Origin of the sequence: Amycolatopsis sacchari (genome assembly GCF_900114035.1) — a bacterium.
GTDB lineage: Bacteria > Actinomycetota > Actinomycetes > Mycobacteriales > Pseudonocardiaceae > Amycolatopsis_E > Amycolatopsis_E sacchari.
In genome coordinates, this window is the sequence record NZ_FORP01000003.1 from 221,663 (window position 1) to 245,702 (window position 24,040).

At 69.4% G+C, this 24,040-nt stretch carries 26 protein-coding genes and 1 tRNA gene; 3 read left to right on the forward strand and 24 right to left on the reverse strand.

The features are described 5' to 3' along the window. Nucleotides 1-19 precede the first annotated feature (19 nt). The 12 genes from BMZ92_RS07805 to BMZ92_RS07860 all read right to left on the reverse strand — a co-directional run bounded on the left by BMZ92_RS07805 (nt 20) and on the right by BMZ92_RS07860 (nt 11,711). The gene (locus tag BMZ92_RS07805; protein WP_091505048.1) at nt 20-1,279 is read right to left on the reverse strand and encodes an MCE family protein; all 1,260 of its coding nucleotides are present in this window, start codon (nt 1,277-1,279) and stop codon (nt 20-22) included. Further along, nucleotides 1,279-2,490, reverse strand: coding sequence for an MCE family protein (locus BMZ92_RS07810; RefSeq protein WP_091505049.1), 1,212 nt, complete (start codon nt 2,488-2,490; stop codon nt 1,279-1,281). Before BMZ92_RS07810 ends, BMZ92_RS07805 begins: the two co-directional genes overlap by 1 nt. Then, a complete protein-coding gene (locus BMZ92_RS07815; RefSeq protein WP_091505050.1) occupies nt 2,487-3,668 on the reverse strand; it encodes an MCE family protein in 1,182 nt (393 codons plus the stop codon). The genes BMZ92_RS07810 and BMZ92_RS07815 overlap by 4 nt, the downstream gene beginning before the upstream one ends. After that, nucleotides 3,665-4,651: an MCE family protein gene (locus tag BMZ92_RS07820; protein ID WP_091505051.1), complete on the reverse strand. Its 987-nt coding sequence runs from the start codon at nt 4,649-4,651 to the stop codon at nt 3,665-3,667. The genes BMZ92_RS07815 and BMZ92_RS07820 overlap by 4 nt, the downstream gene beginning before the upstream one ends. Next, entirely contained in the window at nt 4,648-5,676 is a 1,029-nt protein-coding gene (locus tag BMZ92_RS07825) for an MCE family protein (RefSeq protein WP_091505052.1), read from the reverse strand. Before BMZ92_RS07825 ends, BMZ92_RS07820 begins: the two co-directional genes overlap by 4 nt. Next, nucleotides 5,673-7,007 carry an MCE family protein gene (locus BMZ92_RS07830; protein ID WP_091505053.1) on the reverse strand — a complete coding sequence of 445 codons (1,335 nt, stop codon included), beginning with the start codon at nt 7,005-7,007 and terminating at the stop codon, nt 5,673-5,675. Before BMZ92_RS07830 ends, BMZ92_RS07825 begins: the two co-directional genes overlap by 4 nt. Beyond that, complete coding sequence (locus tag BMZ92_RS07835; RefSeq protein ID WP_091505054.1) at nt 7,004-7,843, reverse strand: MlaE family ABC transporter permease; 840 nt, start codon at nt 7,841-7,843, stop codon at nt 7,004-7,006. Before BMZ92_RS07835 ends, BMZ92_RS07830 begins: the two co-directional genes overlap by 4 nt. A gap of 2 nt (nt 7,844-7,845) precedes the next feature. Further along, a complete protein-coding gene (locus tag BMZ92_RS07840) occupies nt 7,846-8,640 on the reverse strand; it encodes an MlaE family ABC transporter permease (protein ID WP_177228580.1) in 795 nt (264 codons plus the stop codon). Next, complete coding sequence (locus BMZ92_RS07845; RefSeq protein WP_091505055.1) at nt 8,637-9,779, reverse strand: ABC transporter ATP-binding protein; 1,143 nt, start codon at nt 9,777-9,779, stop codon at nt 8,637-8,639. Before BMZ92_RS07845 ends, BMZ92_RS07840 begins: the two co-directional genes overlap by 4 nt. Before the next feature lie 275 nt (nt 9,780-10,054). Beyond that, a complete protein-coding gene (gene rplL / locus BMZ92_RS07850) occupies nt 10,055-10,447 on the reverse strand; it encodes a 50S ribosomal protein L7/L12 (protein ID WP_091505056.1) in 393 nt (130 codons plus the stop codon). 47 nt (nt 10,448-10,494) lie between these two features. Continuing rightward, nucleotides 10,495-11,037 (reverse strand): 50S ribosomal protein L10, encoded by a 543-nt coding sequence (gene rplJ, locus BMZ92_RS07855; protein ID WP_091505057.1) that lies wholly within the window; start codon nt 11,035-11,037, stop codon nt 10,495-10,497. 245 nt (nt 11,038-11,282) lie between these two features. Continuing rightward, entirely contained in the window at nt 11,283-11,711 is a 429-nt protein-coding gene (locus BMZ92_RS07860) for a hypothetical protein (RefSeq protein ID WP_143249817.1), read from the reverse strand. Here BMZ92_RS07860 and BMZ92_RS07865 point away from each other — a divergent pair, their 5' ends adjacent. Next, the gene (locus BMZ92_RS07865; RefSeq protein ID WP_091505059.1) at nt 11,712-12,485 is read left to right on the forward strand and encodes a hypothetical protein; all 774 of its coding nucleotides are present in this window, start codon (nt 11,712-11,714) and stop codon (nt 12,483-12,485) included. A gap of 64 nt (nt 12,486-12,549) precedes the next feature. Here BMZ92_RS07865 and rplA read toward each other — a convergent pair whose 3' ends face one another. The 5 genes from rplA to BMZ92_RS07890 all read right to left on the reverse strand — a co-directional run bounded on the left by rplA (nt 12,550) and on the right by BMZ92_RS07890 (nt 15,223). Further along, complete coding sequence (gene rplA, locus BMZ92_RS07870; RefSeq protein ID WP_091505060.1) at nt 12,550-13,269, reverse strand: 50S ribosomal protein L1; 720 nt, start codon at nt 13,267-13,269, stop codon at nt 12,550-12,552. An 81-nt stretch (nt 13,270-13,350) separates the two neighbouring features. Next, on the reverse strand, nt 13,351-13,782 hold the full coding sequence (rplK, locus tag BMZ92_RS07875; RefSeq protein ID WP_091505061.1) for a 50S ribosomal protein L11: 432 nt from the start codon (nt 13,780-13,782) through the stop codon (nt 13,351-13,353). A 77-nt stretch (nt 13,783-13,859) separates the two neighbouring features. Beyond that, the gene (gene nusG / locus BMZ92_RS07880; protein WP_091505062.1) at nt 13,860-14,642 is read right to left on the reverse strand and encodes a transcription termination/antitermination protein NusG; all 783 of its coding nucleotides are present in this window, start codon (nt 14,640-14,642) and stop codon (nt 13,860-13,862) included. A gap of 45 nt (nt 14,643-14,687) precedes the next feature. After that, complete coding sequence (secE, locus tag BMZ92_RS07885) at nt 14,688-15,116, reverse strand: preprotein translocase subunit SecE (protein ID WP_143249818.1); 429 nt, start codon at nt 15,114-15,116, stop codon at nt 14,688-14,690. A gap of 34 nt (nt 15,117-15,150) precedes the next feature. After that, nucleotides 15,151-15,223, reverse strand: a tRNA-Trp gene (locus BMZ92_RS07890). A gap of 179 nt (nt 15,224-15,402) precedes the next feature. Here BMZ92_RS07890 and BMZ92_RS07895 point away from each other — a divergent pair. Together BMZ92_RS07895 and BMZ92_RS07900 are read left to right on the forward strand one after the other, a co-directional pair. Then, the gene (locus tag BMZ92_RS07895) at nt 15,403-16,626 is read left to right on the forward strand and encodes a pyridoxal phosphate-dependent aminotransferase (RefSeq protein WP_091505064.1); all 1,224 of its coding nucleotides are present in this window, start codon (nt 15,403-15,405) and stop codon (nt 16,624-16,626) included. 15 nt (nt 16,627-16,641) lie between these two features. Further along, nucleotides 16,642-17,541, forward strand: coding sequence for an SGNH/GDSL hydrolase family protein (locus BMZ92_RS07900; protein WP_091505065.1), 900 nt, complete (start codon nt 16,642-16,644; stop codon nt 17,539-17,541). A 6-nt stretch (nt 17,542-17,547) separates the two neighbouring features. On the opposite strand, the gene BMZ92_RS07905 is transcribed toward BMZ92_RS07900, so the two are convergent. From BMZ92_RS07905 to BMZ92_RS07935, 7 genes are read right to left on the reverse strand one after another with little or no spacing between them, the layout of a single operon-like run. After that, the gene (locus tag BMZ92_RS07905) at nt 17,548-17,847 is read right to left on the reverse strand and encodes a type II toxin-antitoxin system PemK/MazF family toxin (RefSeq protein WP_091505066.1); all 300 of its coding nucleotides are present in this window, start codon (nt 17,845-17,847) and stop codon (nt 17,548-17,550) included. Next, complete coding sequence (locus tag BMZ92_RS07910) at nt 17,847-18,086, reverse strand: ribbon-helix-helix domain-containing protein (RefSeq protein WP_091505067.1); 240 nt, start codon at nt 18,084-18,086, stop codon at nt 17,847-17,849. The genes BMZ92_RS07905 and BMZ92_RS07910 overlap by 1 nt, the downstream gene beginning before the upstream one ends. Nucleotides 18,087-18,116: 30 nt before the next feature. After that, complete coding sequence (locus tag BMZ92_RS07915) at nt 18,117-18,518, reverse strand: MaoC family dehydratase (RefSeq protein ID WP_091505068.1); 402 nt, start codon at nt 18,516-18,518, stop codon at nt 18,117-18,119. Next, complete coding sequence (locus BMZ92_RS07920; protein WP_091505214.1) at nt 18,518-18,964, reverse strand: MaoC family dehydratase N-terminal domain-containing protein; 447 nt, start codon at nt 18,962-18,964, stop codon at nt 18,518-18,520. The genes BMZ92_RS07915 and BMZ92_RS07920 overlap by 1 nt, the downstream gene beginning before the upstream one ends. 10 nt (nt 18,965-18,974) lie before the next feature. Next, entirely contained in the window at nt 18,975-19,844 is an 870-nt protein-coding gene (locus BMZ92_RS07925) for an ROK family protein (RefSeq protein WP_091505069.1), read from the reverse strand. Continuing rightward, nucleotides 19,841-22,546 (reverse strand): glycoside hydrolase family 2 protein, encoded by a 2,706-nt coding sequence (locus BMZ92_RS07930; protein ID WP_091505070.1) that lies wholly within the window; start codon nt 22,544-22,546, stop codon nt 19,841-19,843. The genes BMZ92_RS07925 and BMZ92_RS07930 overlap by 4 nt, the downstream gene beginning before the upstream one ends. Beyond that, entirely contained in the window at nt 22,543-23,940 is a 1,398-nt protein-coding gene (locus tag BMZ92_RS07935) for an APC family permease (protein WP_091505071.1), read from the reverse strand. The genes BMZ92_RS07930 and BMZ92_RS07935 overlap by 4 nt, the downstream gene beginning before the upstream one ends. Nucleotides 23,941-24,040: the final 100 nt, after the last annotated feature.

The following is a 24,040-nucleotide window of genomic DNA, read 5'->3' on the forward strand; positions in this document are numbered from 1 at the left end:
AGCGGGTGTGCGGTTCCGGTCAGCCGGGCAGGCCGAGCAGGGAGGACAGGCTGGTGATGGACACCGCGGGCGAGCCCGCGACCCCCGGCGTACCCGCCAGCTCGGCGAGCTGCTGCTCCGGCCGGTCGGCGTTGGCGGCGACCTGCTGGTCGGTGGGGATCACCGGCACGCCGTTGTAGGGCGCGTTCTGCGAGCCGCGGACGTCGATCGGGCTGCCGGTCGGCTCGGCGCAGTAGGCGTTCCAGTCCGGCTGGCGCGGGGTCGTGTCCGCGCCCGTCCGGTACTTGCCCGGGTCCTGGTAGCCCTTGGTGCACGCCGGCGGGTCGAACAGGTTCAGCACGAGCCCGAGGTGCGCCGTGCCGTCGCCGGGCACCACGGACCGGGCGCCCACGGCCAGCACCGGGTAGCTCACCAGCACCTGCTCGATGCCGTTCTGCCTGGTCAGCAGCAGGTTGGACGTGGTGAGCAGGTTCGCGAACAGCGCACCGAGACCGGGGCCGGTGTCCGTGACGAGCTGGTTGAGCGACTGCGCCGCACCCGGCGCGGCCTCGATCAGCTTGCGCAGGTCCCCGTCCGAGGACTTGAGCGTGGCCGACAGCTGGTTGAGGTTGCGGCTGAACTCGGCCATGTTCGACGCCTCGGCGTTCTGGGTGTCGAGCACCTTGCCGCCGGCGTCGAGCAGCTGCACGGTCTGGGGCAGGTTCTCCTGCGCGGACTTCGTGAAGTCACGCAGGGTGTCCAGCAGCACCTGCAGGTCGCCACCGGTGCCGTTGAAGGCGTTGTACGACTCGTCGACGACGGTTCGCAGCGCGTCGGTGGGCACCGACCGGGCGAGCGCGTCGAGGTCGCCGATCACCTGTTCGGTCGCGATCGGCGTCTTGGTCTTCTCCGCCGGGATGACCGAGCCGGCCCGCAGGTACGGCCCGCCGGTGCCGGTGGGCCGGAGGTCGACGAACTGCTCACCGACGGCGGACCGGTCGGCGATCACGGCCTGCAGGTCGGCGGGCACGTCGGGGGCGCTGGGGTCGATGTTCAGGTCGGCCTCCAGCCCGCTCGCGGTGAGGCGCAGCTGCCCGACCTTCCCGATGTTGTAGCCGCGGTAGGTGACCTCGGCTCCGGTGAAGATCCCGCCCGAGGAGTTGAGTTCGAGCTTGACCGTGTACCCCTCCTGCCCGAACACCTGGCCAAGGCCGGCGAAGCGGATCAGCGCGTACACCACCGCGACGACCGAGATCACCAGGAACGCGACGAGCTTGATCTTCGTGCTGCGGACCAGCATCAGGCACCCCCTCCCGACAGCAGGCCGAAGAGACCGGCGAGGCCGCCCTGCGACTGCTGGCTGCTGCCCGTGTTCCCGGTGGTACCGCTCGTACCCGTGGTACCGGACGACGTGCCCAGGTCGAGTGGCAGCGGCAGCGGCGCGTTGCCCGACGAGGGGCTACCGCCGGCGAGGTTCTGCGGCAGGATCCCGGACAGCGGGTTGTCCCGGCTGCGGCCGAGGTTCTGCAGCACGTTCTGCAGGTTCAGGTCGATCTTCGCGTACAGGTTGAAGTAGTCGCCCTTCGCGCCCTGCACCGCCGAGTCGGTGAACGGGTAGGTCAGCAGCAGCTCCAGCGACTTCGGCAGGTCCGCGCCCGCCTCGCCGAGCTTCTGCAGCGTCGGCAGCAGCGCCCGCAGGTCCGCGACCAGGTCCTCCTGGCTCTTGTTGATCGTGTCGACCGTGACGCCGGACAGGTTCTGCAGCGCCTGCAGCATCGTGACGAGCTGGGTGCGCTGCTGCTCCAGCACGGCGAGCCCGGGGCCGAGGTTGTCGATCGCGCCCGCGAGCCGGTCCTTCTGCGTGACGAGGGTGGCCGACAGCCGGTTGAGCCCGTCCAGCGCGCGGGTGATGTCGCCCGACTGCTTGTCCAGCGTCGTGACCAGCTGGTTGGCGTTGTCGAGCAGGTTGCGGATGTCGGGCTCGCGGCCCTCGGTCGCGGAGTTGAGCTCCTTGGTGATGGTGTTGAGCTGCTCGACCCCGCCGCCGTTGAGCAGCATCGACAGCGCGCCGAGCACCTCCTCCACGTCGACGCTGCGGTTGGTGCGCGCGAGCGGGATCTCGGCGTTGTCCGCGAGCGTGCCCTGCGCGAGGTCCTCACCGGGCGAGGACAGCTCGACGTACTTCTCGCCGAGCAGGCTCGACTGGCGGATGTTGGCCAGTGCGTTGGCGGGCAGCTTGACGTCGCCGTTGATCTGCATGGTCACCTCGGCGTGCCAGCCGTCCGGTGTGAGCCCGATCGACTCGACGCGGCCGACGGCGACCTCGTTGACCTTCACGCCGGACTTGGGCACGAGGTCCAGCACGTCCTGGAACTGGGCCTTCACCGTGTACGGGTGCTCGCCGAGGTCGGCGCCGCCCGGCAGCGGGACGTCGTAGATCCCGCCGAACCCGCAGCCGGTGAGGGTCAGCGTGGCGGCCACACCCGTGGCGAGGAGTGCGAAGCGCTTCACTGCGACGCCCCCGATCCGACCAGGTCGACGAACGGCAGCGGCAGCGGCAGCAGTTCGCCGTGCTGCAGCGCGTACGCCGTCTGCGCCAGCGACGGCAGCTTCAGCGTGCCATCGAGGATCCCGGCGACCGGGTCGCACAGCTGGCCGATCGCGGGACCGACCTGCCCGGCCTGCTTGAGGAGCCCGCAGATCATCACCAGCGGCGGCTGGGTCAGCTCGTTGAGGTTCGGCCGCGCGTCGAGCGTGCCCGAGGAACCGTTGTACGCGTTGATCACGTTGCCGAGGCCGACCGGTGCGACGTCGAGGATCTGCGCGAGCGCGCTGCGCTGGTCGACGAGCACCTTCGTCACGCTCGCCAGGTTGTCCACGTTGGTGCGCAGCTTGTCGTGGTGGGAGTCGATGAACTGCTGCACCATGCCCAGCGTCGTGCCGAGCTGCTGCACCGTCGCGGCGAGGTTGTCCTTCTCCCCCGCCAGGTAGCCGCTGACGTCGGCCAGCTTCGACTCGAACTGCCGCACCTGGGTGTCGCTGTTCGCCAGCGTCTGCGAGAAGTCCGCGAGGTTGGTGATCGTCGCGAACAGGTCGTTTTTGTTGCCGGACAACGTGGTGGACAGCTGGCTCAGCTTGGTAATCGTGTCGTGCAGGGACTGGCCGTTGCCGTCGAAGTTCTTCGCCAGCGTGGTCAGCAGGTCCGACAGCGAGCCGTTGGCGTTGAGGCCGTTGGGCCCGAGGTCCTGGCTGATCTTGTTGAGGCTCGCGTACAGGTCGTCGACCTCGATCGGCACCGCGGTGCGGTCGAGCGGGATCGTGGCGCCCTCGGCGATGACCTTCCCGCCGGTGTAGGCGGGCGCGAGCTGCACGTACCGGTCGCTGACCAGGGAGGGCGCGATGATCGCGGCCTGCGCGTCGGCCGGGATCGCGACCGACCGGTCGTACTCCATGTCGACGCGCACCTCGTTGCCCATCGGCTGGACGCTCGTGATCGTGCCCATTTCGACGCCGAGCACACGCACGCTGTTGCCGACGTAGAGGCCGACGGCGCTCGGGAAGTACGCGGTGAGGTGCTTCTTGTTGGCGTCCTTGAGGGTCCACCACAGCACCCCGGCGACGACGAGCCCCAGCACGCACGCGATGGCGACGCCGCGCGCGAGCGACTGTCCGAAGCGGGTGTCCGTCATTTCTGGTTGCACCCCTCCTGGTTCAGCGGGCCGATCGACGGCAGCAGCAGCCCGCAGATGTAGTTGTCGAACCAGTGCCCGTTGCCGACGGTGTTGGTGAACACCCGGATGTAGGGCGCGAAGCGCGCGATGCCCTGCGCGAGCGAGTCCTGGTTGCGCTGGAGCATCGAGGTGAGCTGGTCGAGCGAGTCCAGCACGGGGGTCAGCTGCTTGTCGTTGTCGTCGATGAGGCCCTTGAGCTGCCTGGACAGCTCCTGTGAGCCGGTCAGCAGCGTGGAGATCGCCTGCTCCCGCTTGGCGATCTCGTCCAGCAGCTGGTTGCCGTCCGCGAGCAGCTTGGTCAGCTCGGCGTCGCGGTCGGCCAGCGTCTGGCTGATCTGGCGGGTGTTCGCGAGCAGCTGGGACAGCTGGCTGTCGCGTTTGGCGATGGTGTCCGACAGCTGCTGCAGGCCCGACAGCGCGCCCTTGACGGAGTCGGGCGTGCCGGACAGCGTCTGCGACAGCGTGTCGAAGCTCTGCGCGAGCTGCCCGGTGTCGATCTGGTCCACTGTGGACGACAGGTCGCGGAAGGCGTCGATCACGTCGTAGGGCGCGAGCGTGCGTTCCTTCGGGATGGTCGTGCCGGGGTCCAGCGCCCGGTCCCCCACCGGGTCCAGCGCGAGGTACTTCTGCCCGAGCAACGTCTTGATCTTGATCGCGGCCGCGGTCTTGTCGCCCAGCCACGTGTCCTTGACCTTGAACGACACCTTGACCTGGGCGCCGTCGAGCTCGACGTCGGTCACCTTGCCGACCTTGACGCCGGCGACGCGCACCTCGTCGTCCGGCTTGAGCCCGGCGGCCTCGGTGAAGTCGGCGCTGTAGGTGGTGCCGGCGCCGATGAGCGGCAGGTCGTCGGCGTTGAGCGCGACGACGAGACCGAGCGCCATCAGCACGAGGCCGACGACGGCGATCGGCACGGGGTTGCGGCTGGAGAAGCTTTTCATCCCTTGCACCGGTCCTGCGTCACGGGCATCAGCGGCACGCTGATCTGCGGAACGAGCGGCGGGAGCGCGACCGTGCCGCCCGCCGAGCAGAGGTAGAAGTTGAACCAGGAGCCGTAGTCCGCGGTGCTCGTCAACGTGGTCACCTTCTGCGGCAGGTACTGGAGGAAGTGCTCGACCAGCGCCTGGTTGTCGTTGAGGTTGTCGCTGAGCACCCCGAGCGCCTGGATGTCGCCCTTGAGCGGGGCGCGGGCCTTGTCCAGCAGCCCCGCGGTGGTGTTCGCCAGCCCGCCCAGCGCGTCGATCGCGTCGCCGATGGGCTTGCGGTCCTGCGCCAGCCCGGTCACGAGCTGCTGCAGGTTGACGATCAGCGTGTTCAGCTGCGGGGTGTGCGCGTTGACCGTGTCGAGCACGCTGTTCAGGTTGTCGATGACCTGGCCGATGACCTGGTCCTTCTGCGCGATCGTGGTGGTCAGCGTCGCGGTGTGGGCGAGCAGGCTGTCGATCGTGCCGCCCTCGCCCTGCATCACCTGGATGATCTCGTAGGACAGCTTGTTCACGTCGTCCGGGTTGAGCGCGGCGAACAGCGGTTTGAAGCCGTTGAACAGCTCGTCCAGGTCGAGCGCGGGCGTGGTGTGGTCGATCGGGATGGTCGCACCCGGCTTGAGCGGGCCGGTGTCGCCGCCGGTGCCCTGCCCGAGCGCGATGTAGCGCTGGCCGACGAGGTTGCGGTACTTGATCGTCGCCGTGACGTTCGCGGGCAGCGTGCGGCCGGAGTCGACCTCGAAGTCCACCTGCGCCTGGCGCCGGTCGACGATCTTCACGCCGGTGACCTGGCCGACGCGCACCCCGGCGATGCGGACGTCGTCACCGGGCAGCACGAGCGTCGCGTCGCTGAACCGCGCGCTGTACCCCTTGGTGTCGCTGGTGTTGATGTTGGCGATGCTGATCCCGAGAATCGCGGTGAACAGCACCGTGATGACGATGAAGATCGTCAGCTTGATCAGCGGTGCGGCGAGCCCCCTCACTGGATCGTCACCTCCGCTCCCCGGTACAGCGGCCCCACGAGCAGCCCGCTCCAGCCCGGCATGTCCGACGGGGCGATGCCGACCTGCGGGCCGACGATCGCGTTCAGGAAGTCCTGCTCCGCCGGGGTGTTGACGGGGTTGCCCGCGGTGCTGCCGCCGCCGTTGTAACCGCCCGCGTTCGCGTTCGTGTTCGCCGGGACCAGCCCGTCACTGGCGGTGCGCGAACCGGGGCCGGGCTGGCTGCCGTCCTTGATCGGGCCGTCCGGCGGGTACTGCGGGAACGGCTGCGGGAACTGCTTCATGTCGTAACAGCGCGGGCCGCGCTTGTCCTCGAACTTGGGCTCGTCCCGGCCGGCCTTGTACGGGCCGCGGCTCGACACGATCTCCAGCGTCGCGTGCAGGCCCGGCTGGTTCGTGCCCTTGCCGAACGCCTGGTCCAGCAGCGGCACCAGCTCGGCCATCCCGCCGAGCAGGCACGGGTACTCCGGGGAGTAGCGCGCGAGCAGTTCCGCGGTCGGCCGGGAGGTCTCCGACAGCCGGATGAGGTTGTTCGCGTTGGCGGCCACGAAGGACTCCAGCGTCTGCGACGCGGCGGTCACGTTGCCGTACAACGCCTGCAGGTTCTGCTGTTCGTCCACAATGGTCTTGCTGGTGGTCGACAGGTTGTCCAGCGTCTGCACCAGGTCCGGTGCGGTGCCGCTGAGGTTGTCGGAGAACTTCGCCAGCGCCTGCAGGTTGTGCTGCAGCTCCGGCAGGTGCGGGTTCAGCCCGTCCAGGTACTTGCCGAGCTCCGAGAGGGTCTGGCCGAGCTCGTCCCCGCGGCCCTGCAACGCCGTCGAGATCGCGGTGAGCGTGGCCGACAGCTTCTGCGGCTGCACCGCCTGCAGCACCGGCAGCAGGTCGTCGAGCGCCTTGGACAGCTGCACCGCGTCCTGCGTGCGGTCCTCGGGGATCACGGCGCCGTTGGTCAACGTGGCGGTCGCGGGCTGCTTCGGGATCTCCAGCGACACGTACCGCTCGCCGAACAAGGTCTTCGGCAGGAACCGCGCGGAGACGTTGGCGGGGATCATCTTCGCCGACTCCGGGTCCAGCGCGAGCGTCAGCTCGGCGCCGTCCGGTTTCGCGGCGATCGACTTCACCGAGCCGACGATCAGCCCCCGCACCTTCACGTCGGACTGCTCCAGCAGCTGGTTGCCGATGTCGCTCGCCTCCAGCTTGACGTCCACAGTGGACGTGAACGCCCTGTTGTACATCGCGATGCTCAGCGTGATGCCGCCGACGAGCACCGCGATCAGGAGCAGGCCGAGCAGCCTGCGGCGCAGCGTCCTCATCCCGCGATCCTCACCGTCGTCGAAGTGCCCCAGATGGCGAAGCCGATGAAGAAGTTGATGATCGCCACGGTGACGATGCTCAGCCGGACCGCGCGGCCCACCGCGACACCGACGCCCGCGGGGCCACCCGAGGCGCGGTAGCCGAAGTAGCAGTGCGTCAGGATGATCACGACGCTGAAGATCAGCACCTTGATGAACGAGTAGAACACGTCCTGCGGTGGCAGGAACAGGGTGAAGTAGTGGTCGTAGGTCCCCGCCGACTGGCCGTAGATGTAGATGACCACGACTCTCGACGCGAGGTAGGACGACAGCAGGCCGATGATGTACAGCGGGATCACCGCGACGAACCCGGCGATGATCCGCGTGGTCACGAGGTACGGCAGGCTCGGCACGGCCATGACCTCGAGCGCGTCGATCTCCTCGGAGATCCGCATCGCGCCCAGCTGCGCGGTGAAGCCGGCGCCGACCGTCGCCGACAGCGCGAGGCCCGCGACCAGCGGCGCGATCTCGCGGGTGTTGAAGAACGCCGTCAGGAACCCGGTGAACGCCGAGGTGCCGATCGAGTTCAGCGCCGAGTAGCCCTGGAGGCCGACGAGCACACCGGTGAACAACGTCAGCCCGATCATCACGCCGACGGTGCCGCCGATGACCGCGAGCGAGCCGGAGCCGAAGCTCACCTCGGCGAGCAGCCGCAGGACTTCCTTGGTGTAGCGGCGGATCGTCCGCGGGGTCCACGCCAGCGCCCTGGCGTAGAACGACATCTGGTCGCCGAAGTTGTCCAGCACCTCGAGGGGCCGGTTCGCGATGCGTTTCGCGTGCTGGCCGAACGTCGCCATCTCTAGCTCAACTTTCCGGGCACGATCTGCAGGTAGACCAGGGTGATCACGAAGTTCACGACGAACAGCAGCAGGAACGTGATGACCACGGACTGGTTCACCGCGTCCCCCACGCCCTTCGGCCCGCCGGAGGGGTGCAGCCCCCGGTACGCGGCGACGACGGCGGCGATGAACCCGAAGATCAGCGCCTTGATCTCGCCCACCCACAGGTCGGGCAGCTGCGCCAGCGCCGAGAAGCTCGCCAGGTACGCGCCGGGGGTCCCGCCCTGCAGCACCACGTTGAAGAAGTAGCCGCCGAGCACCCCGATGACGCTGACCATGCCGTTGAGCAGCAACGCGACGAGCATCGACGCGAGCACGCGCGGCACGATCAGCCGCTGCACCGCGGAGACGCCGAGCACCTCCATCGCGTCGATCTCCTCGCGGATGGTGCGCGCGCCGATGTCGGCGCAGATCGCGCTGCCGCCCGCGCCCGCGACGAGCAGCGCCGTCACCAGCGGGCTGGCCTGCTGCACGGTGGCGAGCACGCTGCCCGCACCGGTGTAGGACTGCGCGCCGAGCTGGCGGGCGAGCGAGCCGAACTGCAGCGAGATGACCGCGCCGAACGGGATCGCGACCAGCGCGGTCGGCAGGATCGTGACGCTCGCGATGAACCAGGACTGCTGGATGAACTCACGGAGCTGGAAGGGCCGCTGGAAGATCCCGCGGATGATGTCCAGCCCGAGCGCGAACAGCTTCCCGGTCTCCCGCAGCATCCCGATCCCGGGGATCTTGGCTGGAGAGGCCGACGACGTCATGCGCCACCTGGCCCCTGGGTCCGGCGGTGGGCGCCGGGGATCCGGGCCACCTCCTCGCTCGGCAGCTCCCCGCTGTGGCGGGGCGGCACGGGCGTGGTGTTGATCGTGGGCGGGTCCTCGTAGGCGCCGCGGCGCGGGTGCACGCCGTAGCGCGCCTGCTCCTCCGGGGACAGGGATTCGATGATCCCCTCCTGCGCGGCGGGCGGGAGCGTGTGCAGGATCTGCATGACGCGGTCCTTGCGGCGGATCGCGCCCTGCCGCGTCGGCAGGCCCGGCGCGGGCTGCATCTGCGGCGGGATGCCGGTGACCTCCTCGACGCCGCCCGCGTGGTGACCGGCCTCGAACATGGCGCGCTCGGCGGCCATCTGCGCCTGGTCCTTCTCCTCGGACATGCCGATGGGCCCGTCCATGCGGCCGTTGAGGAACTGCTTGACGACCGGCTCCTCGCTGGTCAGCAGCACCTCGCGCGGCCCGAACATGACCAGTTCCTTGCGGAAGAGCATGCCGAGGTTGTCCGGCACCGTGCGGGCCAGGTTGATGTTGTGCGTGACGATCAGGAACGTCGCGTCGATCTGCGCGTTGACGTCGAGGAACAGCTGGGAGATGTAGGTGGTGCGGACCGGGTCGAGGCCCGAGTCCGGCTCGTCGACCAGGATGATCTCCGGGTCCAGCACGAGCGCGCGGGCGAGCCCGGCACGCTTGCGCATCCCGCCCGAGATCTCGCCGGGCAGCTTCTTCTCGGCGCCCGCGAGACCCGTCATCTCGAGCTTTTCCAACACGATGCGCCGGATCTCGGTTTCGGACTTCTTGGTGTGCTCACGCAGCGGGAAGGCGACGTTGTCGTACAGGTTCATCGACCCGAACAACGCGCCGTCCTGGAACAGGACCCCGAACAATTTTCGCGTTTCGTAGAGTTTGTGTTCGCTGCAGCGGACGATGTCGACGCCGTTGATCATGCACTTGCCGCGGTCGGGCTTGAGCAGGCCGATCATCGACTTGAGGAAGACGGATTTGCCGGTGCCGGACGGGCCGAGCATGACGGAGACCTCGCCGGGCGGGAGGGTCAGCGTGACGTCCCGCCAGATGGTCTGTCTGCCGAACGACTTCGTCAGACCCTCGATGACCACCTCGGCACCCATCGCACCTCCCGGAGCTTCCTACGGTGACGGCTCACACACCCTAGACAGGTTGCGCACGGTGAGCGCGTCCGCGTCATGTGAGCCAACGAGCAGGGCTCGGTGGAGGTTACTCACGAGTTTGGCAATCCACAAACCAGGTGAAGCACAAAACCGGGCAATCCTGACGGAGGTACCCGCGTTCTTCCGGATGGCGGAATCTCCGGGTCGGCCCAACAGCAAAAAGGGCGGGCACCCCTGCCGGGATGCCCGCCCTGAATTCCGCGGTGCGGAGGAACCTACTTGACCGACACCTTCGCGCCGGCGGCCTCGAGCTTCTCCTTGGCCGCGTCGGCCGCTTCCTTGTCGACCTTCTCGAGGATCGGCTTCGGGGCGCCCTCGACGAGCTCCTTGGCCTCCTTCAGGCCCAGGCCCGAGACGACCTCGCGGACGACCTTGATGACCTGGATCTTCTTGTCGCCGGCACCCTCGAGGATGACGTCGAACTCGTCCTTCTCCTCCTCGGCCGGGGCGGCGGCACCGGCAGCGCCGGGGGCGGCGGCCGCGACGGCGACCGGGGCGGCGGCGGTGACGTCGAAGGTCTCCTCGAACTTCTTCACGAAGTCCGAGAGCTCGAGCAGGGTGAGCTCCTTGAAAGCGTCGAGCAGTTCGTCAGTGCTCAGCTTCGCCATGATGGCGGTCCTTTCTGATCAGGGGGTTCGTGGGGTGGGTGAAACGGTCAGCTCTCGGCCGGTGCCTCGCTGTCGCCGCCCTGCTGCTTCTCCTGCAGCGCGGCGGCAAGGCGGGCCACCTGGGACGCCGGCGCCTGGAACAGCGCGGCGGCCTGGGACAGCTTCGCCTTGAACGCGCCCGCCGCCTTGGCGAGCAGGACCTCACGGCTGTCGAGATCGGCGATCCGGTTGATCTCGTCCACCGTGAGCGGACGGCCATCCATGTAGCCGCCCTTGATCACGAGCGCGTTGTTGTCCTTCGCGAAGTCACGAAGCGCCTTGGCGGCGTCGACCGGCTCACCCTCGACGAAGGCGATGGCGGTCGGACCGACGAACAGCTCCTCGAGACCCTCGATCCCGGCGTCCTCAGCGGCACGCTTGACGAGGGTGTTCTTCGCGACCCGGTACTTGGCACTGGTGCCGAGAGCGCGGCGCAGCTGACTCAGCTGGGACACGGAGAGGCCGTTGTACTGGGTGACCACGGTGGCCGAGCTGGTGCGGAAGTTGTCCGCGATCTCGGCGACGGCCGCCACCTTGTCGGGCTTCGCCATTCCTCGCCTCCTCTCTTGGCTGGTGACCGCCGGCCGTGAAGGAGCCCCTGAAACGACGAAACGCCCCAGCGCAGCAGACGCGGGGCGTGGCAGGATGCGCGTGGGCGCACCCGTGGCGAAGCCTCGTTCCTCCTGCGCGGGCCGCCCGACGATGCGGGACCTTCGTTCCGGACGCCGTGTGGCGCACGGAAAACCAGCGGTCTTCGGTAGAACCGTCGTCCAGGATACACGGCGGCTCCCGGTGGTCAGCGGCGGGAGGGGCCGGGCATCATGAGCGGGTGCCCGAGCAGCGACCTGGCGACGAGCCCCAGCACCGGGGCGACCCGGAACCCGGACAGCCCACGGAGGCGGGGTCGCGGCAGCCACCGCAGGAGCCGGGGCAGGTGCAGGGACCGCAGCCGACGCAGCAGGGGCCGGGCCACGCGCTCGGACCGCAGCCGACGCAGCAGCCGCCGGGCCACGCCCAGGGACCACAGCAGCCGCACCCTTCCCAGCCACCGCAGCAGGGGCCAGGCCACGCGCTCGGACCGCAGCCGATGCAGCCCGAGCAGGAATCGCACCACGCGCTGCCGCAGCCCCGCCCCACGCAGGGGCAGGGTCGTGCGCCGGAGTCGCAGCCCGAGCAGGAGCCGAGCGCCGCGCTGCCGCAGCCCCGCCCCGCGCAGGTGCCGCACGTGCAGTCCGCGCCCCAGGCGCCGGGCGCGCCGCAGCTGGATCCCGAGCAGCTGCGCCAGTTCCAGCAGTTCCAACAGTTCCAGGACTACCTGCGGTTCACCGAGGCGCAGCAACGCGGCCAGGTCGTGCCCGGCGGCTCCGGCCCGCCCGCGCCTCCGCCGGGTGGACAGCTGCAACCCGCCCCCACGCCACCGAGCCCGGGGCCGAAGATCCGGATGCCCCGGTTCGTCAAGCGGATCCTCGCGTCGGTGCTGTCGGCGCTGATCTTCCTCGCCGTGCTGGGCGTCGCGGGCAAGCTCCTGTACGACCACTTCTTCCCGCCCCAGGACGACGACCGCCCGGCGTCGGAAACCGGCGGCGGGACCTACCACGCCAACAAGATCCTCTCCACGCAGCCGTACGAGGCCGTGCGGAAGGTGTACCAGCAGATCGCCCAGGGGCGGCCTGACCTGGCGTGCGGCTACTTCGACATCCCCGTCCAGCAGACCTTCGCCACCGACCTCGGCTACCCCGACTGCCGCGAGGCGGTGCTGGACCTGAAGAAGCAGGTCACGAACGTCAACGACTACGCGGAGTCCCTGCCGAGCTACGTCTCCGGCCAGCAGGGCACCACGATCACGATCGACTCGTGCTCGTTCGGCGTGAGCGGCGGGCCAGCACTGGGGATCTTCACCGTGCAGCAGGTCGACCGGGGCCAGTGGCTCATCACCGGGCACGCGCCCGGCCCGCGGACCTGCCCGCCGCCGAGCACGGCCCCCACCCCGACCTCCTGACGCACGAAAGCCGGCCGGCCTCCCAAAAGCGGGAGACCGGCCGGCTTTTCGCAGTGGGAACGCGTCAGGCGTTCGCGTCCTCCGAGAGGAGGTTGCGGGTGCGGGCCGGGTCGACCGGGATGCCCGGGCCCATGGTGGTCGAGAAGACGACCTTCTTCAGGTAACGGCCCTTCGCGGCGGAGGGCTTGACCCGCAGGATCTCGTCCAGCGCGGCCGCGTAGTTCTCCACCAGCTTCTCCGCGTCGAACGACGCCTTGCCGATCACCAGGTGCAGGTTCGCCTGCTTGTCGACCCGGAAGCTGACCTTGCCGCCCTTGATGTCGGCGACGGCCTTGGCGACGTCGGGCGTCACGGTGCCGGTCTTCGGGTTCGGCATCAGGCCACGGGGGCCGAGGATGCGGGCGATGCGCCCGACCTTCGCCATCTGGTCCGGCGTCGCGACAGCGGCGTCGAAGTCGAGCCAGCCACCCTGGATTCGCTCGATCAGGTCGTCGCTGCCGACCGCGTCGGCGCCGGCGGCCTCGGCCTGGGCGGCCTTGTCACCCACGGCGAACACGATGACGCGAACGGTCTTACCGGTACCGTGCGGCAGGTTCACGGTGCCGCGGACCATCTGGTCGGCCTTGCGGGGGTCGACCCCGAGACGCACGGCCACCTCGACCGTGGCGTCCATCTTGACCTTGGAAGTCTCCTTCGCGAGCTTCGCCGCCTCGAGCGGTGCGTACAGCCGCTCGCGGTCGACCAGCTCGGCGGCCTGACGGTAGGCCTTGCTGCGCTTTGCCATGCTCTGTCCTTAACTACGAAAAAAGTGGATCAGCTGTGGTCCGGGCCAGCGCCTGGCCCTCCCACGGTGTCCCGCCGGGACTTACTCGACGGTGATGCCCATCGACCGGGCGGTGCCGGCGATGATCTTGGCCGCCTGGTCGATGTCCAGGGCGTTGAGGTCGCTCTTCTTGGTCTCGGCGATCTCGCGCACCTGGTCCCAGGTCACCTTCGCGACCTTGGTCTTGTGCGGCTCGCCGGAGCCCTTCTCGATCCCGGCGGCCTTCAGCAGCAGCTTCGCGGCCGGCGGGGTCTTGAGCTTGAAGTCGAACGACCGGTCTTCGTACACGGAGATCTCGACCGGCACCACGTTGCCGCGCTGCGACTCGGTCGCGGCGTTGTAGGCCTTGCAGAACTCCATGATGTTGACGCCGTGCTGACCCAGCGCGGGGCCGACCGGCGGAGCCGGGTTCGCGGCACCCGCCTGAATCTGCAGCTTGATGATCGCTGCAAGCTTCTTCTTCTTGGGTGGCATTCCTAGTTCCTATTCACTACTGCGTACCCCGGGCGCCTGCCTGCGCCCGAGGGCCAACGTCCCAGTGTACCGGGCCGTCAGATCTTGGAGACCTGGTTGAACGACAGCTCGACCGGCGTCTCGCGGCCGAAGATCGACACCAGCACCTTCAGCTTCTGCGCGTCCGCGTTGACCTCGCTGATCGTGGCGGGCAGCGTCGCGAACGGGCCGTCCATGACGGTGACCGACTCGCCGACCTCGAAGTCCACCTCGACCGGCGCGCCGCCCAGGCTCGCCTCGGCCGTCGCGGCCTCGCCCTTGGCCTTCGCCGGCGCCGCCTTCTCGACCTTCGGCGCCAGGAACTTCAGCACCTCGTCGACGGTCAGCGGCGAGGGCTTCGACGTGGCGCCCACGAACCCGGTCACGCCCGGGGTGTTGCGCACCGCGCTCCACGAGGCGTCGTTAAGCTCCATCCGGACCAGGATGTAGCCGGGCAGCACCTTGCGCTGCACCTGCTTGCGCTGGCCGTTCTTGATCTCGGTGACCTCCTCGGTGGGCACCTCGATCTGGAAGATGAAGTCCTCGACGTCCAGGGTCTGGGTCCGGGTCTCGAGGTTGTTCTTGACCTTGTTCTCGTACCCGGCGTACGAGTGCACGACGTACCACTCGCCCGGCAGCGACTGCAGCTCCTTGCGGAGCTTGGCCACCGGGTCCTCGTCGTCGGCCTCGGGCTCGGCGGTCTCGCCGGCCTCGGTGACGGTCTCCGCTGCGGTCGGCTCGAGGTCGGCCTGCTCCTCGGCGGTGTCGTCGCCTGCCTCGTTCGCGGGCGCCACCGGCTCGTCAAACTCGTCGCCGGCTGCCACGCCGTTCTCGGAGGTCACGTTCCGTCCTCTCACTTGATCGCTTGTCGTCCTGGTGCCGGCGCGTCAGCCGAACAGCCAGAACACGCCCTTGCGGAACACGAAGTCCAGCAAGTAGACCAACGCGACCATGAAAGCCACGAAGACCAGCACCACGGTGGTGTAGGTGACCATCTGGTTGCGCGTCGGCCAGATGACCTTGCGCAGCTCGGCCCACACCTCGCGGACGAACCGCGTGAACCTCGCCACCAGCGAGGGCTTCTTCTCCTTGCGGTCCCGCTTCGGGGTCGCCCGCCCCTTGCCGTCGGCCTTCGTCGCGCCGTCCGCGCTGGACGAGGTCTTGCCGGCGGGGCGCGCCTTGTCGGCGTCCTTCGCCGTGGCCTTGCCCGCCGGGCGCGCGGAGGCCCGCCGCTCGCGCCGAGCCGCGGCGGTGACCGGACGAGAGGCCCGCTTGGCCTCCTGCTCCTTCTCGCCGCCGGCGTCGCTGTCGCTCACGACTTCTCCTCCGCTTGGACCACCTATGCCGAAGCAGGGGCGACAGGACTCGAACCTGCGACCTGCGGTTTTGGAGACCGCTGCTCTACCAACTGAGCTACACCCCTTCGAGCTGAACCACCGCTCGCCGGACGCCCTTCACCAACCCCGCATTCCGTGCGGGGTCACGCGCCGGACGTTCCAAGTTCGGCAGTCTACGGCAAGGCCCCGACCGGCCCGCAACCGAGCCCTCCCGACGCCCTCCCCTGCGTGTTTGATCACACGGCGCGCGTGCCACCATGGGGCCATGACCTCTCCCGCAACCGTCACCCGCCCGCGCATCTCGGCCCGCATCGCCGGCATCACGCCGTCGGCGACCCTCGCGGTGGATGCGAAGGTCAAGGCGCTCAAGGCCGAGGGCCGCCCGGTGATCGGCTTCGGCGCGGGGCAGCCCGACTTCCCGACGCCGGACTACGTCGTGGAGGCCGCCGCGGCCGCCGTGCGCGACCGCGCGAACCACGGCTACACCGCCGCCGCCGGCCTGCCCGAGCTGCGCGAGGCGCTGGCCGCCAAGACGCTGCGCGACTCCGGCTTCGAGGTGCAGCCGTCCCAGGTCCTCGTCACCAACGGCGGCAAGCAGGCCGTGTACTCCGCGTTCGCCACGCTGCTCGACCCGGGCGACGAGGTGCTGCTGCTGGCCCCGTACTGGACGACGTACCCCGAGTCGATCAAGCTGGCCGGCGGCGTGCCGGTGCAGGTCACCGCGGACGAGTCGACCGACTACCTGGTCTCGGTCGAGCAGCTGGAGGCCGCGCGCACCGAACGCACGAAGGTGCTGCTGTTCAACTCGCCGTCCAACCCGACGGGCTCGGTCTACCCGCGTGAGCAGATCGAGGCGATCGGCCGCTGGGCCTACGAGCACGACATCTGGGTGATCACCGACGAGATCTACGAGCACCTGGTCTACGACGACGCGAAGAACTACTCGCTGCCCGTCGTGGTGCCGGAGATGGCCGACCGGACGCTGGTGCTCAACGGGGTCGCCAAGACGTACTCGATGACCGGCTGGCGCGTCGGCTGGATCATCGGCCCGCAGGACGTGGTCAAGGCCGCGACGAGCTACCAGACGCACCTGTGCGGCAACGTCGCGAACGTCGCGCAGCGGGCCGCGCTGGCCGCCGTGTCGGGGCCGCTGGACGTCGTGCACGAGATGCGGGCCGCGTTCGACGTGCGCCGCAAGAAGATCGTGTCGCTGCTGTCGGAGATCCCCGGTGTCGAATGCCCGACGCCGAAGGGCGCGTTCTACGCGTACCCGTCGTTCAAGGGCGTGCTGGGCAAGGAGATCCGCGGCGAGCGGCCGAAGGACACGCTGGAGCTGGCCGACCTGATGCTGCGCGAGGCCGAGGTCGCGGCCGTGCCGGGTGAGGCGTTCGGGACGCCGGGCTACTTCCGGTTCTCCTACGCGCTGGCCGAGGCCGACCTGGTCGAGGGCGTGCGGCGGGTCGCCGACCTGCTGGCCGAGGCCAAGTAGCGCACCCTGTAACGGGTGGGCAGGAAACTCCTCGTCGGGCTGATCGCGCTCGTGGTGCTGGCCGCCGCGGGCGCGTTCGCCTACCACCAGTCGCGGCAGGGCTCGTCGGCGTCGCCCCCGGCGCCGGTGAGTTCCGTGCCCGTCCAGTCCGGCCGCTACGTGGCGCTGGGTGACTCGTACACGTCCGCGCCGGGGACGGGGAAGGCGGCGGGCACGCCGCCGGGCTGCCAGCGTTCGGACAACAACTACCCGCACCTGGTCGCGGCCGAGCTGCGCCCGGCGCAGTTCGCCGACGTCAGCTGCGGCGGGGCGACGACCCAGCACCTCTACACGCCGCAACGCACGAACGACGGCACGAACCCGCCGCAACTCGACGCGGTCACGCCGGACACCACGCTCGTGACGCTGGGCATCGGCGGCAACGACATCGGCTTCATCGGCCTCATCCAGCAGTGCGGCACCGACGACCCGAACGCGGCACCGTGCCGGAACCGGCTCACCGCGGGTGGCCGGGACCAGCTGGCCGAGCGGATCGACGCGGCCGCGCCCAAGATCGCCGCCGCGCTGACGGCGATCCACGCGAAGGCGCCGAACGCGCGGATCCTCCTGGTGGGCTACCCGACGGTGCTGCCCGACGGCGACGGCTGCTTCCCGTTCCTGCCGCTCGTGCCCGCGGACGTGGCCTACGTGCGGGAGATGGCGGACCGGCTCAACGCGATGCTCGAAGAGCAGGCGAAGGCGCACCAGGCGGGGTACGTGGACACGGCGACGCCGAGCAAGGGGCACGACCTGTGCCAGAAGGCGGCGACGAAGTGGGTCGAGGACCTGGTGCCGTCCTCACCGGCAGCGGCGCTGCACCCGAACGCGAACGGCGAGCGCGCGATGGCGGACGCGGTGCTGGACGTGCTGCACTGACCGGCGTCAGTCGAGGTCGAAAGCCAGCTTGATGGCTTCGCCGAGTTGCCGTTCCTGCCACGACAGCAGGAAGCCCAGTTGCCGCCCGAGATCAGCCTTCGAGATCGTCTGGATGTTGTCGCAGCTGATCACGCTGTCGTGGTCGAGCCCGTTCGCGGGTCCCACCGCCACCTCCGTCGCGATGCCGCGGACTGTGGACGTGATCGGCGCGACCGTCACGTTCGAGAGGTGCGGACGGATCAGCTCCCGGGTCAACACGACCACCGGACGCACCTTGTCGAGACGCGCGGCGTGAATAGGACGCATCAGTCGAGATCGACCAGCGGAGTGCGAGCGGCGTGCTCTGCCAGCCCGTCGAGATCATCACCGGCACCGCCGGCCTGTTGCAGGATCTCGATGTCGCGTTCGGTGATGATGCGCCTGCGTTCGCGCTCCAACGCCCGCGACACGAGTTCAGCCCTGCTGGCCGCCTTGCCCTCGCCGACCACATCGTCGATGAAGGAGACCAACTCGTCCGGCAGGCGCACCGCGATCTGCTTACTCATCCCACCATGGTACCACTTTGGGATGCAGGCTCACCGGACGAAGGCGACCGCCTTGCCCAGCACCGTCTTACCGTCGAACTTCGCGGTGATGTCCACGCGCGCGGTGCCGTCCTCGCGCACCTCGCCGACCTTGCCGGTGAACTGGACGAGCGCGCCCTCGTCGTCGTCCGGCACCACGACGGGGCGGGTGAACCGGCAGCTGTACTCGACGAGCCTGCCGGGGTCGCCCAGCCAGTCCGTGACCAGGCGCCCGGCCAGCGCCATCGTGAGCATGCCGTGCGCGATCACGTCCGGCAGCCCGACCTCCTTGGCGAACCGCTCGTTCCAGTGGATCGGGTTGAAGTCCAGCGACGCGCCCGCGTACCGGACCAGCCTGTCCCGCGTGACCCGCACGTCCAGCGGCGGCAGCTCGTCTCCGACCGTGTAGCCCATCAAGCCTCCCCTCGGACCACGAGCTGCGCGCGCGTGGTGCAGACCGGCTCGCCCGCGTCGTCGGTGATCTCCGCGCGCACGGTCAGGAAGTCGTTGCCCGCGCGGGTCATGATGTCCTCGACGAACGTCGTCAGCCGCAGCCGGTCGCCCGCGCACACCGGGCGCGTGTACCGGAAGCTCTGGTCGCCGTGCACCATCCGCGAGTAGTCCAGCCCCAGCTCGGGGTCGGCGACGATGGTGTTGATCGCGGCCAGGTTGATCACCGTGAGGAACGTCGGCGGCGCGATCACGTCGGGGTGACCCGCGGCACGCGCCGCCTCCGGGTCGCGGTAGACCGGGTTGTCGTCGCCGATGGCGTCGGCGAACTCCCTGATCTTCTCCCTGCCGACCTCGTAGGTGCTGGTCGGCGGATAGCTACGCCCGATGAACGACTGGTCGAGTGGCACGAGGGGCACATTACCCAGCGAGTGCGATCGCCCCGCGCAGGGCGCCGTCGTGCGGGAACCGGGCCGCCACGACCTCCGGCGGGAACGGCACGGCCTGCGCCAGCCGCTCCCGCAGCGCGGGCAGGATGACGTCGTTCGACCCCGCGAGGCCACCGCCGACGGCGATCCGCCGCGGGTCCAGCGTGATCGCCAGGTTCGCGACGTGCCGGGACAACTCGTCGAGCGCGCGTGACACCAGTTCCTTCGCCGCGGGGTCACGGCGGGCCAGCGTGAACAGCTCCGCCGCGGTCACCGGGCGGCCCAGCGCGGCGCTCGCCCGCAGGCCCAGCCCGCGCCCGCCCACGGCCTCCTCCAGCGGGGCCGCGCCCGAGGCGAAGCCCTCGTCCGCGCCGTCGACGAGGTGGTACCCGATCTCCCCCGCCGCGCCGTTCGCGCCCGCCAGCACCTGCCCGCCGACGACGATCGCGGCCGCGATGCCAGTGCCCAGCGACAGGAACACCGCCGGATCCGCGCCCGCGAGCGCGCCCCAGCGCACCTCGGCGAGCCCGGCCGCCTTGACGTCCGTGCCCACCGTGACCGGCGCGGCGAACTCCGCGGCCACCAGCTCGGGCAGCCGCAGGTCCTCCCAGCCGGGCACGTTGGGCGCGAGCAGGATGCGGTCGGGCAGGACGATGCCGGGGCTCACCACGCCGACGGCGGCGGGTTCGGTGCCGTCGAGCAGGTCGCGCGCGGCGGCGAGCGCACGCGACACGACCTGCCCGGCCCCCAGTTCGGCCTCGGTGTCCAGCCGCGCCTGGCGCACCAAGTTCCCCGCCCGGTCGGCGACTCCGACGGCGACCTTCGTGCCGCCGAAGTCGATCCCGAGAACCTCTTCGCTCACGCGCCCACCGTGATCGCCGGAGTGTTGAACCCGTCCACGCTGACCTGCGGCGCCGCGACGGGGTCGTACGTCGCGGTGAGGGTCTGCGATTCACCGGGCCACAACGTGATGTCGTTGTCGTCCCAGGTCGCGGACGCCACCTGCGCCCCGCCGGTCCGGACGTCGGCACGCAGGAAGAACGCGACCTTGTCCGAGGTGTTGGTGAGCGTGACCTGCGTCAGCCCCGGCCGGGGCGTCTTCGCGACCGCCCGCACCGACGACGGCGGCAGCGACTGCAACGCCGAGAAGTCCGCGTACTGCGTCATCGTCGCCTGCGGATTGCCCAAAGTGGACGGCCAGTCGACCACGTCCGCCTTGGTGGAGCGCCAGTACACGTTGCGGTCGACCACCTTGCCGTGCTGCGACAGCAGCAGCTCCACGAAGTGGACCGAGCCCGTGGTGGGCAGCTTCGGCCGCAGCACGTCGTTGCGGACCTCCTGGCCGCGCAACGCCAGCCCGCCGGCCTTCTGGTCGTCGAGCAGCGTGCCGTTCAGGTCGTAGACCTTCGCCTCGACGCTCAGGCCATCCTGCGTTGCGCCGCCGAGGTTGTCGATCGTGACCTGGTTGTCGTCGTAGCCCAGCAGGGCGTGCAGCGGCTTGTTGGCCTTCTGCGCGCCGTAGTAGGCGCCGGGCTGGTCGCCGTCGTAGTTGTAGAGGGACCACAACAGCGTCGGCCAGCCCTTGTTGAGCTGCCAGTACACGATGCCCGTGGCGGGGTTCGCCTTGTCCGTCGAGTGGTCGAGGAACGCCTCGAACTGCGAGCGGGTGTTCTCGTAGTTCTGCAGCTGCGCCAGCTGGACGTAGGAGTCCAAATCGGACCAGCCGCCGTAGCGGGCCTTGAGCGCCGTGTCGAACGTGTACAGCGTGCCGAAGGCGTAACCGCCGTGCCCTGGCTCGAAGTTCGCGTGGTACTGGTTGTACTCCGGGTCCTGCCACAGCTTCGCCTGCTCCTCCGGCGAGAGGAACCGCTTGATCGAGTCGAGCGTGGGCACGGTGTGCCCGGCGCTCTGCTCGCTCGCGAAACCCCACGAGCCGCCGGCGTTGGTGCGGGTCGGGTCGTCGGGGTCGTAGTGCGTCGTGTCGTACCAGTACGACGGCGGGACCCAGTCGTACGGGCCTTCCTTCTCCCCCGCCGGGCCGAGCGTCGGGGTGCTCTTGTACTCGGCGGAGGCGATGATCGGCACGTCGAAGTCGGCCTCGGCGAACCCGGCGAGCGACTCCCTTTCCTGGCGTGGCAACGGTTCGTTGTCGCTCCAGCCGTAGGTGATGACGCTCGGGTGACTCCGCTCCATCTCGCCGATCGTGCGCGCGGAGTCGTGCATGATGCGGAAGTCCCGGTTGGTCAGGTTCGCCTCGGTCTCCGGCTGCCAGGCGTCGCAGCACAGGAAACCGCCGAGCACCAGCAGCCCCGCGCGGTCCATCTGCTCGTAGAAGTCCTGCGGCATGTCGTGGCCTTCGAGCCGGATGCCGTTGAGGCCCATGTTCTTGATCAGCTGGACCTGGTGCGCCACGTCGGACTTCGAGTAGCGCAGGAACAGGTCGGGCGCGTACCCGCCGCCGCGGAAGACGAACTCCTTGCCGTTGACGGCGAAGATGCGCGCGCCGTCCGGCAGTTGCGGCGACTTGCCGACGAGCCGCGTGGTGACCGTGCGGATACCGAACGTCTGGCTGGAGGTGGTGGACACCTTGCCGCCCTGGGCGACCGCGGTGCTGAGCGTGTACAGCGGCTGGTCGCCCATCGAGTAGGGCCACCACAGCCGCGGGTGGTTGATCGTCACCGGGGCGAACGTGACCGTCTTCGTGCTGTGCGCGGGCACTGTGACGCGTTGCCGCACCACGATCGGCTTCCCGCCGTCCGGTGGCGTGATCGTCGCGCTGACGTCACCGGTCTGCGCCCGGTCGGCGTTGTTGGTGACGTCGAGCTTCGCGGTCAGCTTCGAGCTCGACAGGTCGGCCGCGTTCTGCTGCACGACGTGCGCGTCCGAGCCGGTCAGCGCGTCGGAGAGCTGGAGCTGGATGGGGAACTGGATGCCGGTGTTGTTGTCCGGCGGGAACTGGTTCCAGTCCACCTGGTCCAGCGTGAACATCTTCGTCGGGTCGTTCGGGTACATCTTGACCGCGAGTGAGTTCTTGCCGGGCCGCACGAACCCCGTGATGTCGAACGTGTGGCCCGCGTACGCGCCGCTGACGACCTCGCGCGTGGCGACCTGCTTGCCGTCCACCCACACGTCGGCCTCGCCGACCACGCCGGGGATGGTCATCTTCACGTTCTGGCCGGGCGCGGTGTTCAGCGTGAAGTCGGTGCGGAACCACCACGGCACGGCGAAGCGCGGCACGGTCACCGGGCCGAGCTTGTCCATGTACCCGAAGCACTTGCGCATGTTGTCGGAGTAGAAGACGTCCGGGCACTGGCCGTTCTGCACCAGCGCGTTGAGCTCCGTGCCGGGTGCGCCCGCGTCGTCGGGCCTGACGCGCAGCCAGTTCGTGGTGCGGTAGGCAGGGTTGGAGATCTGCTCGGGGGAATCGGTGGCGACGGCGCTGCTCTGCACCTGCCACCCTTGCGTGCCGACGGTGATGAGCCCGGTGTCGTGCGGCTGTGCGGCCGCGGGCGGGGTGAGCAGTGCGGTCGCGGCGAGGACCGCGGCTCCCAGTGCGATCTTCATGCGGCGTACGCCTCCCGGATCTCCTTCTCACCGAAGGGCCAGGTCCGCTCGAGCTTGGCCCAGACCAGGTACGCGAGGACGCCGACGACGATCCACGCCAGCGTGAGCCACTTCGACAGCGTGCTCGCGGAGTAGAAGATGTAGCCCCAGCCGACCAGCGCGATGAGCGTCGGCACGGGGAAGAGCCACTGGCGGTACGGGCGCTTGAGGTTCGGCTGGCGCCGCCGCAGCACGAAGATCGCCGCGACCTGGGCGACCGACTGCACGACCACCAGCACGGCGAGCGCCATGTTGATGACGTCGGTGAGGGTGAACAGCGAGCCCACGGCGGTGATCACGCCCATCGCGAGCAGGCCGAACGTCGGGAAGTTCAGCCGCGGGTGCAGGCGCGCGAACCACGGCAGGAACAGCTTGTCGCGCGCCGCCTCGAACGGCACCCGCGAGCCGCCGAGCAGCCCCGCGAACACCGAGCCGAAGGCGGTGATCACGATGGCGACGGTGATGATCTTGGCGGCCGTGCTGCCCCACGTGCGTTCCAGCACCAGCGACGCGATCGACGAGGAGTTCGTCACCTCCTCCCACGGCACCGCGCCCAGCACGCCGACCTGGAGCAGGAAGTACAGGCCCATGATGCCGAGCACCGAGTACACGATGGACCGCGGCAGCGTCCGGCCCGGGTCACGCAGCTCGGCGCCGAGGTACGCGGTCGTGTTGTAGCCGAGGTAGTCGTAGATCGCGATCACGAGCCCGGCGCCGAGGCCGGTCCAGAACGCGCCGTGCGAGCCGAAAGCGCCGGGCGTGAAGCCGAAGGCGCGGCCGCCGTCGAAGTGCGTGAAGGCGGCGAGGACCACGGCGAGCACGGAAAACAGCATCACGCCGAACAGGACCGTGGTGAGCTTGCCGATCTCGCCGATCCGCCGCCACAGCGCGAACACGACGACGACCACGACGGCGATCCCGATGACGTGCCCGAGCACCGTCGTGTGGCCGTCGGCGTCCACCACGCCGGGCACGAGGTAGCCGAGGTAGCTGACCAGTCCGATGACGCCGGTGGACATGATCAGCGGGATGAACAGCACCGCGCTCCACGCGAACAGGAACGGCATCAGCCTGCCGGTGCGGTACTGGAACGCTTCGCGAAGGTAGATGTACGTGCCGCCGGCGCCGGGCATCGCCGCGCCCAGCTCGGCCCAGATGAGCCCGTCGGCGAGCGCGATGATCGCGCCGACGACCCAGCCGAACATCGCCTGCGGGCCCTGCATCGTGGCGACCATCGCGGGGATCGTCACGAACGGGCCGATACCGCACATCTGCGTCATGTTGATCGCGGTCGCCTGCACAGGGCCGATCTGCCGCTGCAGGCCGGCCGCTTCGGATCGCGTGGGTGAACTCACGGCGCGCCTCCGTTCGTTTGTTAAGAAGGTTTCTTAACATAGACCTGACGCTGGTGGAAGGGGTTCGTCCGTAAACTGGTCGTTACCGGGTTCTACGAGG

Coding starts and splice junctions, on each gene's coding strand:
- BMZ92_RS07805 (WP_091505048.1), bottom strand. CDS start 1,279: ATGCTGGTCCGCAGCACGAAGATCAAGCTCGTCGCGTTCCTGGTGATC.
- BMZ92_RS07815 (WP_091505050.1), bottom strand. CDS start 3,668: ATGACGGACACCCGCTTCGGACAGTCGCTCGCGCGCGGCGTCGCCATC.
- BMZ92_RS07820 (WP_091505051.1), bottom strand. CDS start 4,651: ATGAAAAGCTTCTCCAGCCGCAACCCCGTGCCGATCGCCGTCGTCGGC.
- BMZ92_RS07830 (WP_091505053.1), bottom strand. CDS start 7,007: ATGAGGACGCTGCGCCGCAGGCTGCTCGGCCTGCTCCTGATCGCGGTG.
- BMZ92_RS07835 (WP_091505054.1), bottom strand. CDS start 7,843: ATGGCGACGTTCGGCCAGCACGCGAAACGCATCGCGAACCGGCCCCTC.
- BMZ92_RS07840 (WP_177228580.1), bottom strand. CDS start 8,640: ATGACGTCGTCGGCCTCTCCAGCCAAGATCCCCGGGATCGGGATGCTG.
- BMZ92_RS07845 (WP_091505055.1), bottom strand. CDS start 9,779: ATGGGTGCCGAGGTGGTCATCGAGGGTCTGACGAAGTCGTTCGGCAGA.
- rplL (WP_091505056.1), bottom strand. CDS start 10,447: ATGGCGAAGCTGAGCACTGACGAACTGCTCGACGCTTTCAAGGAGCTC.
- rplJ (WP_091505057.1), bottom strand. CDS start 11,037: ATGGCGAAGCCCGACAAGGTGGCGGCCGTCGCCGAGATCGCGGACAAC.
- rplA (WP_091505060.1), bottom strand. CDS start 13,269: ATGGCAAAGCGCAGCAAGGCCTACCGTCAGGCCGCCGAGCTGGTCGAC.
- rplK (WP_091505061.1), bottom strand. CDS start 13,782: ATGCCACCCAAGAAGAAGAAGCTTGCAGCGATCATCAAGCTGCAGATT.
- BMZ92_RS07895 (WP_091505064.1), top strand. CDS start 15,403: ATGACCTCTCCCGCAACCGTCACCCGCCCGCGCATCTCGGCCCGCATC.
- BMZ92_RS07905 (WP_091505066.1), bottom strand. CDS start 17,847: ATGCGTCCTATTCACGCCGCGCGTCTCGACAAGGTGCGTCCGGTGGTC.
- BMZ92_RS07910 (WP_091505067.1), bottom strand. CDS start 18,086: ATGAGTAAGCAGATCGCGGTGCGCCTGCCGGACGAGTTGGTCTCCTTC.
- BMZ92_RS07915 (WP_091505068.1), bottom strand. CDS start 18,518: ATGGGCTACACGGTCGGAGACGAGCTGCCGCCGCTGGACGTGCGGGTC.
- BMZ92_RS07930 (WP_091505070.1), bottom strand. CDS start 22,546: ATGAAGATCGCACTGGGAGCCGCGGTCCTCGCCGCGACCGCACTGCTC.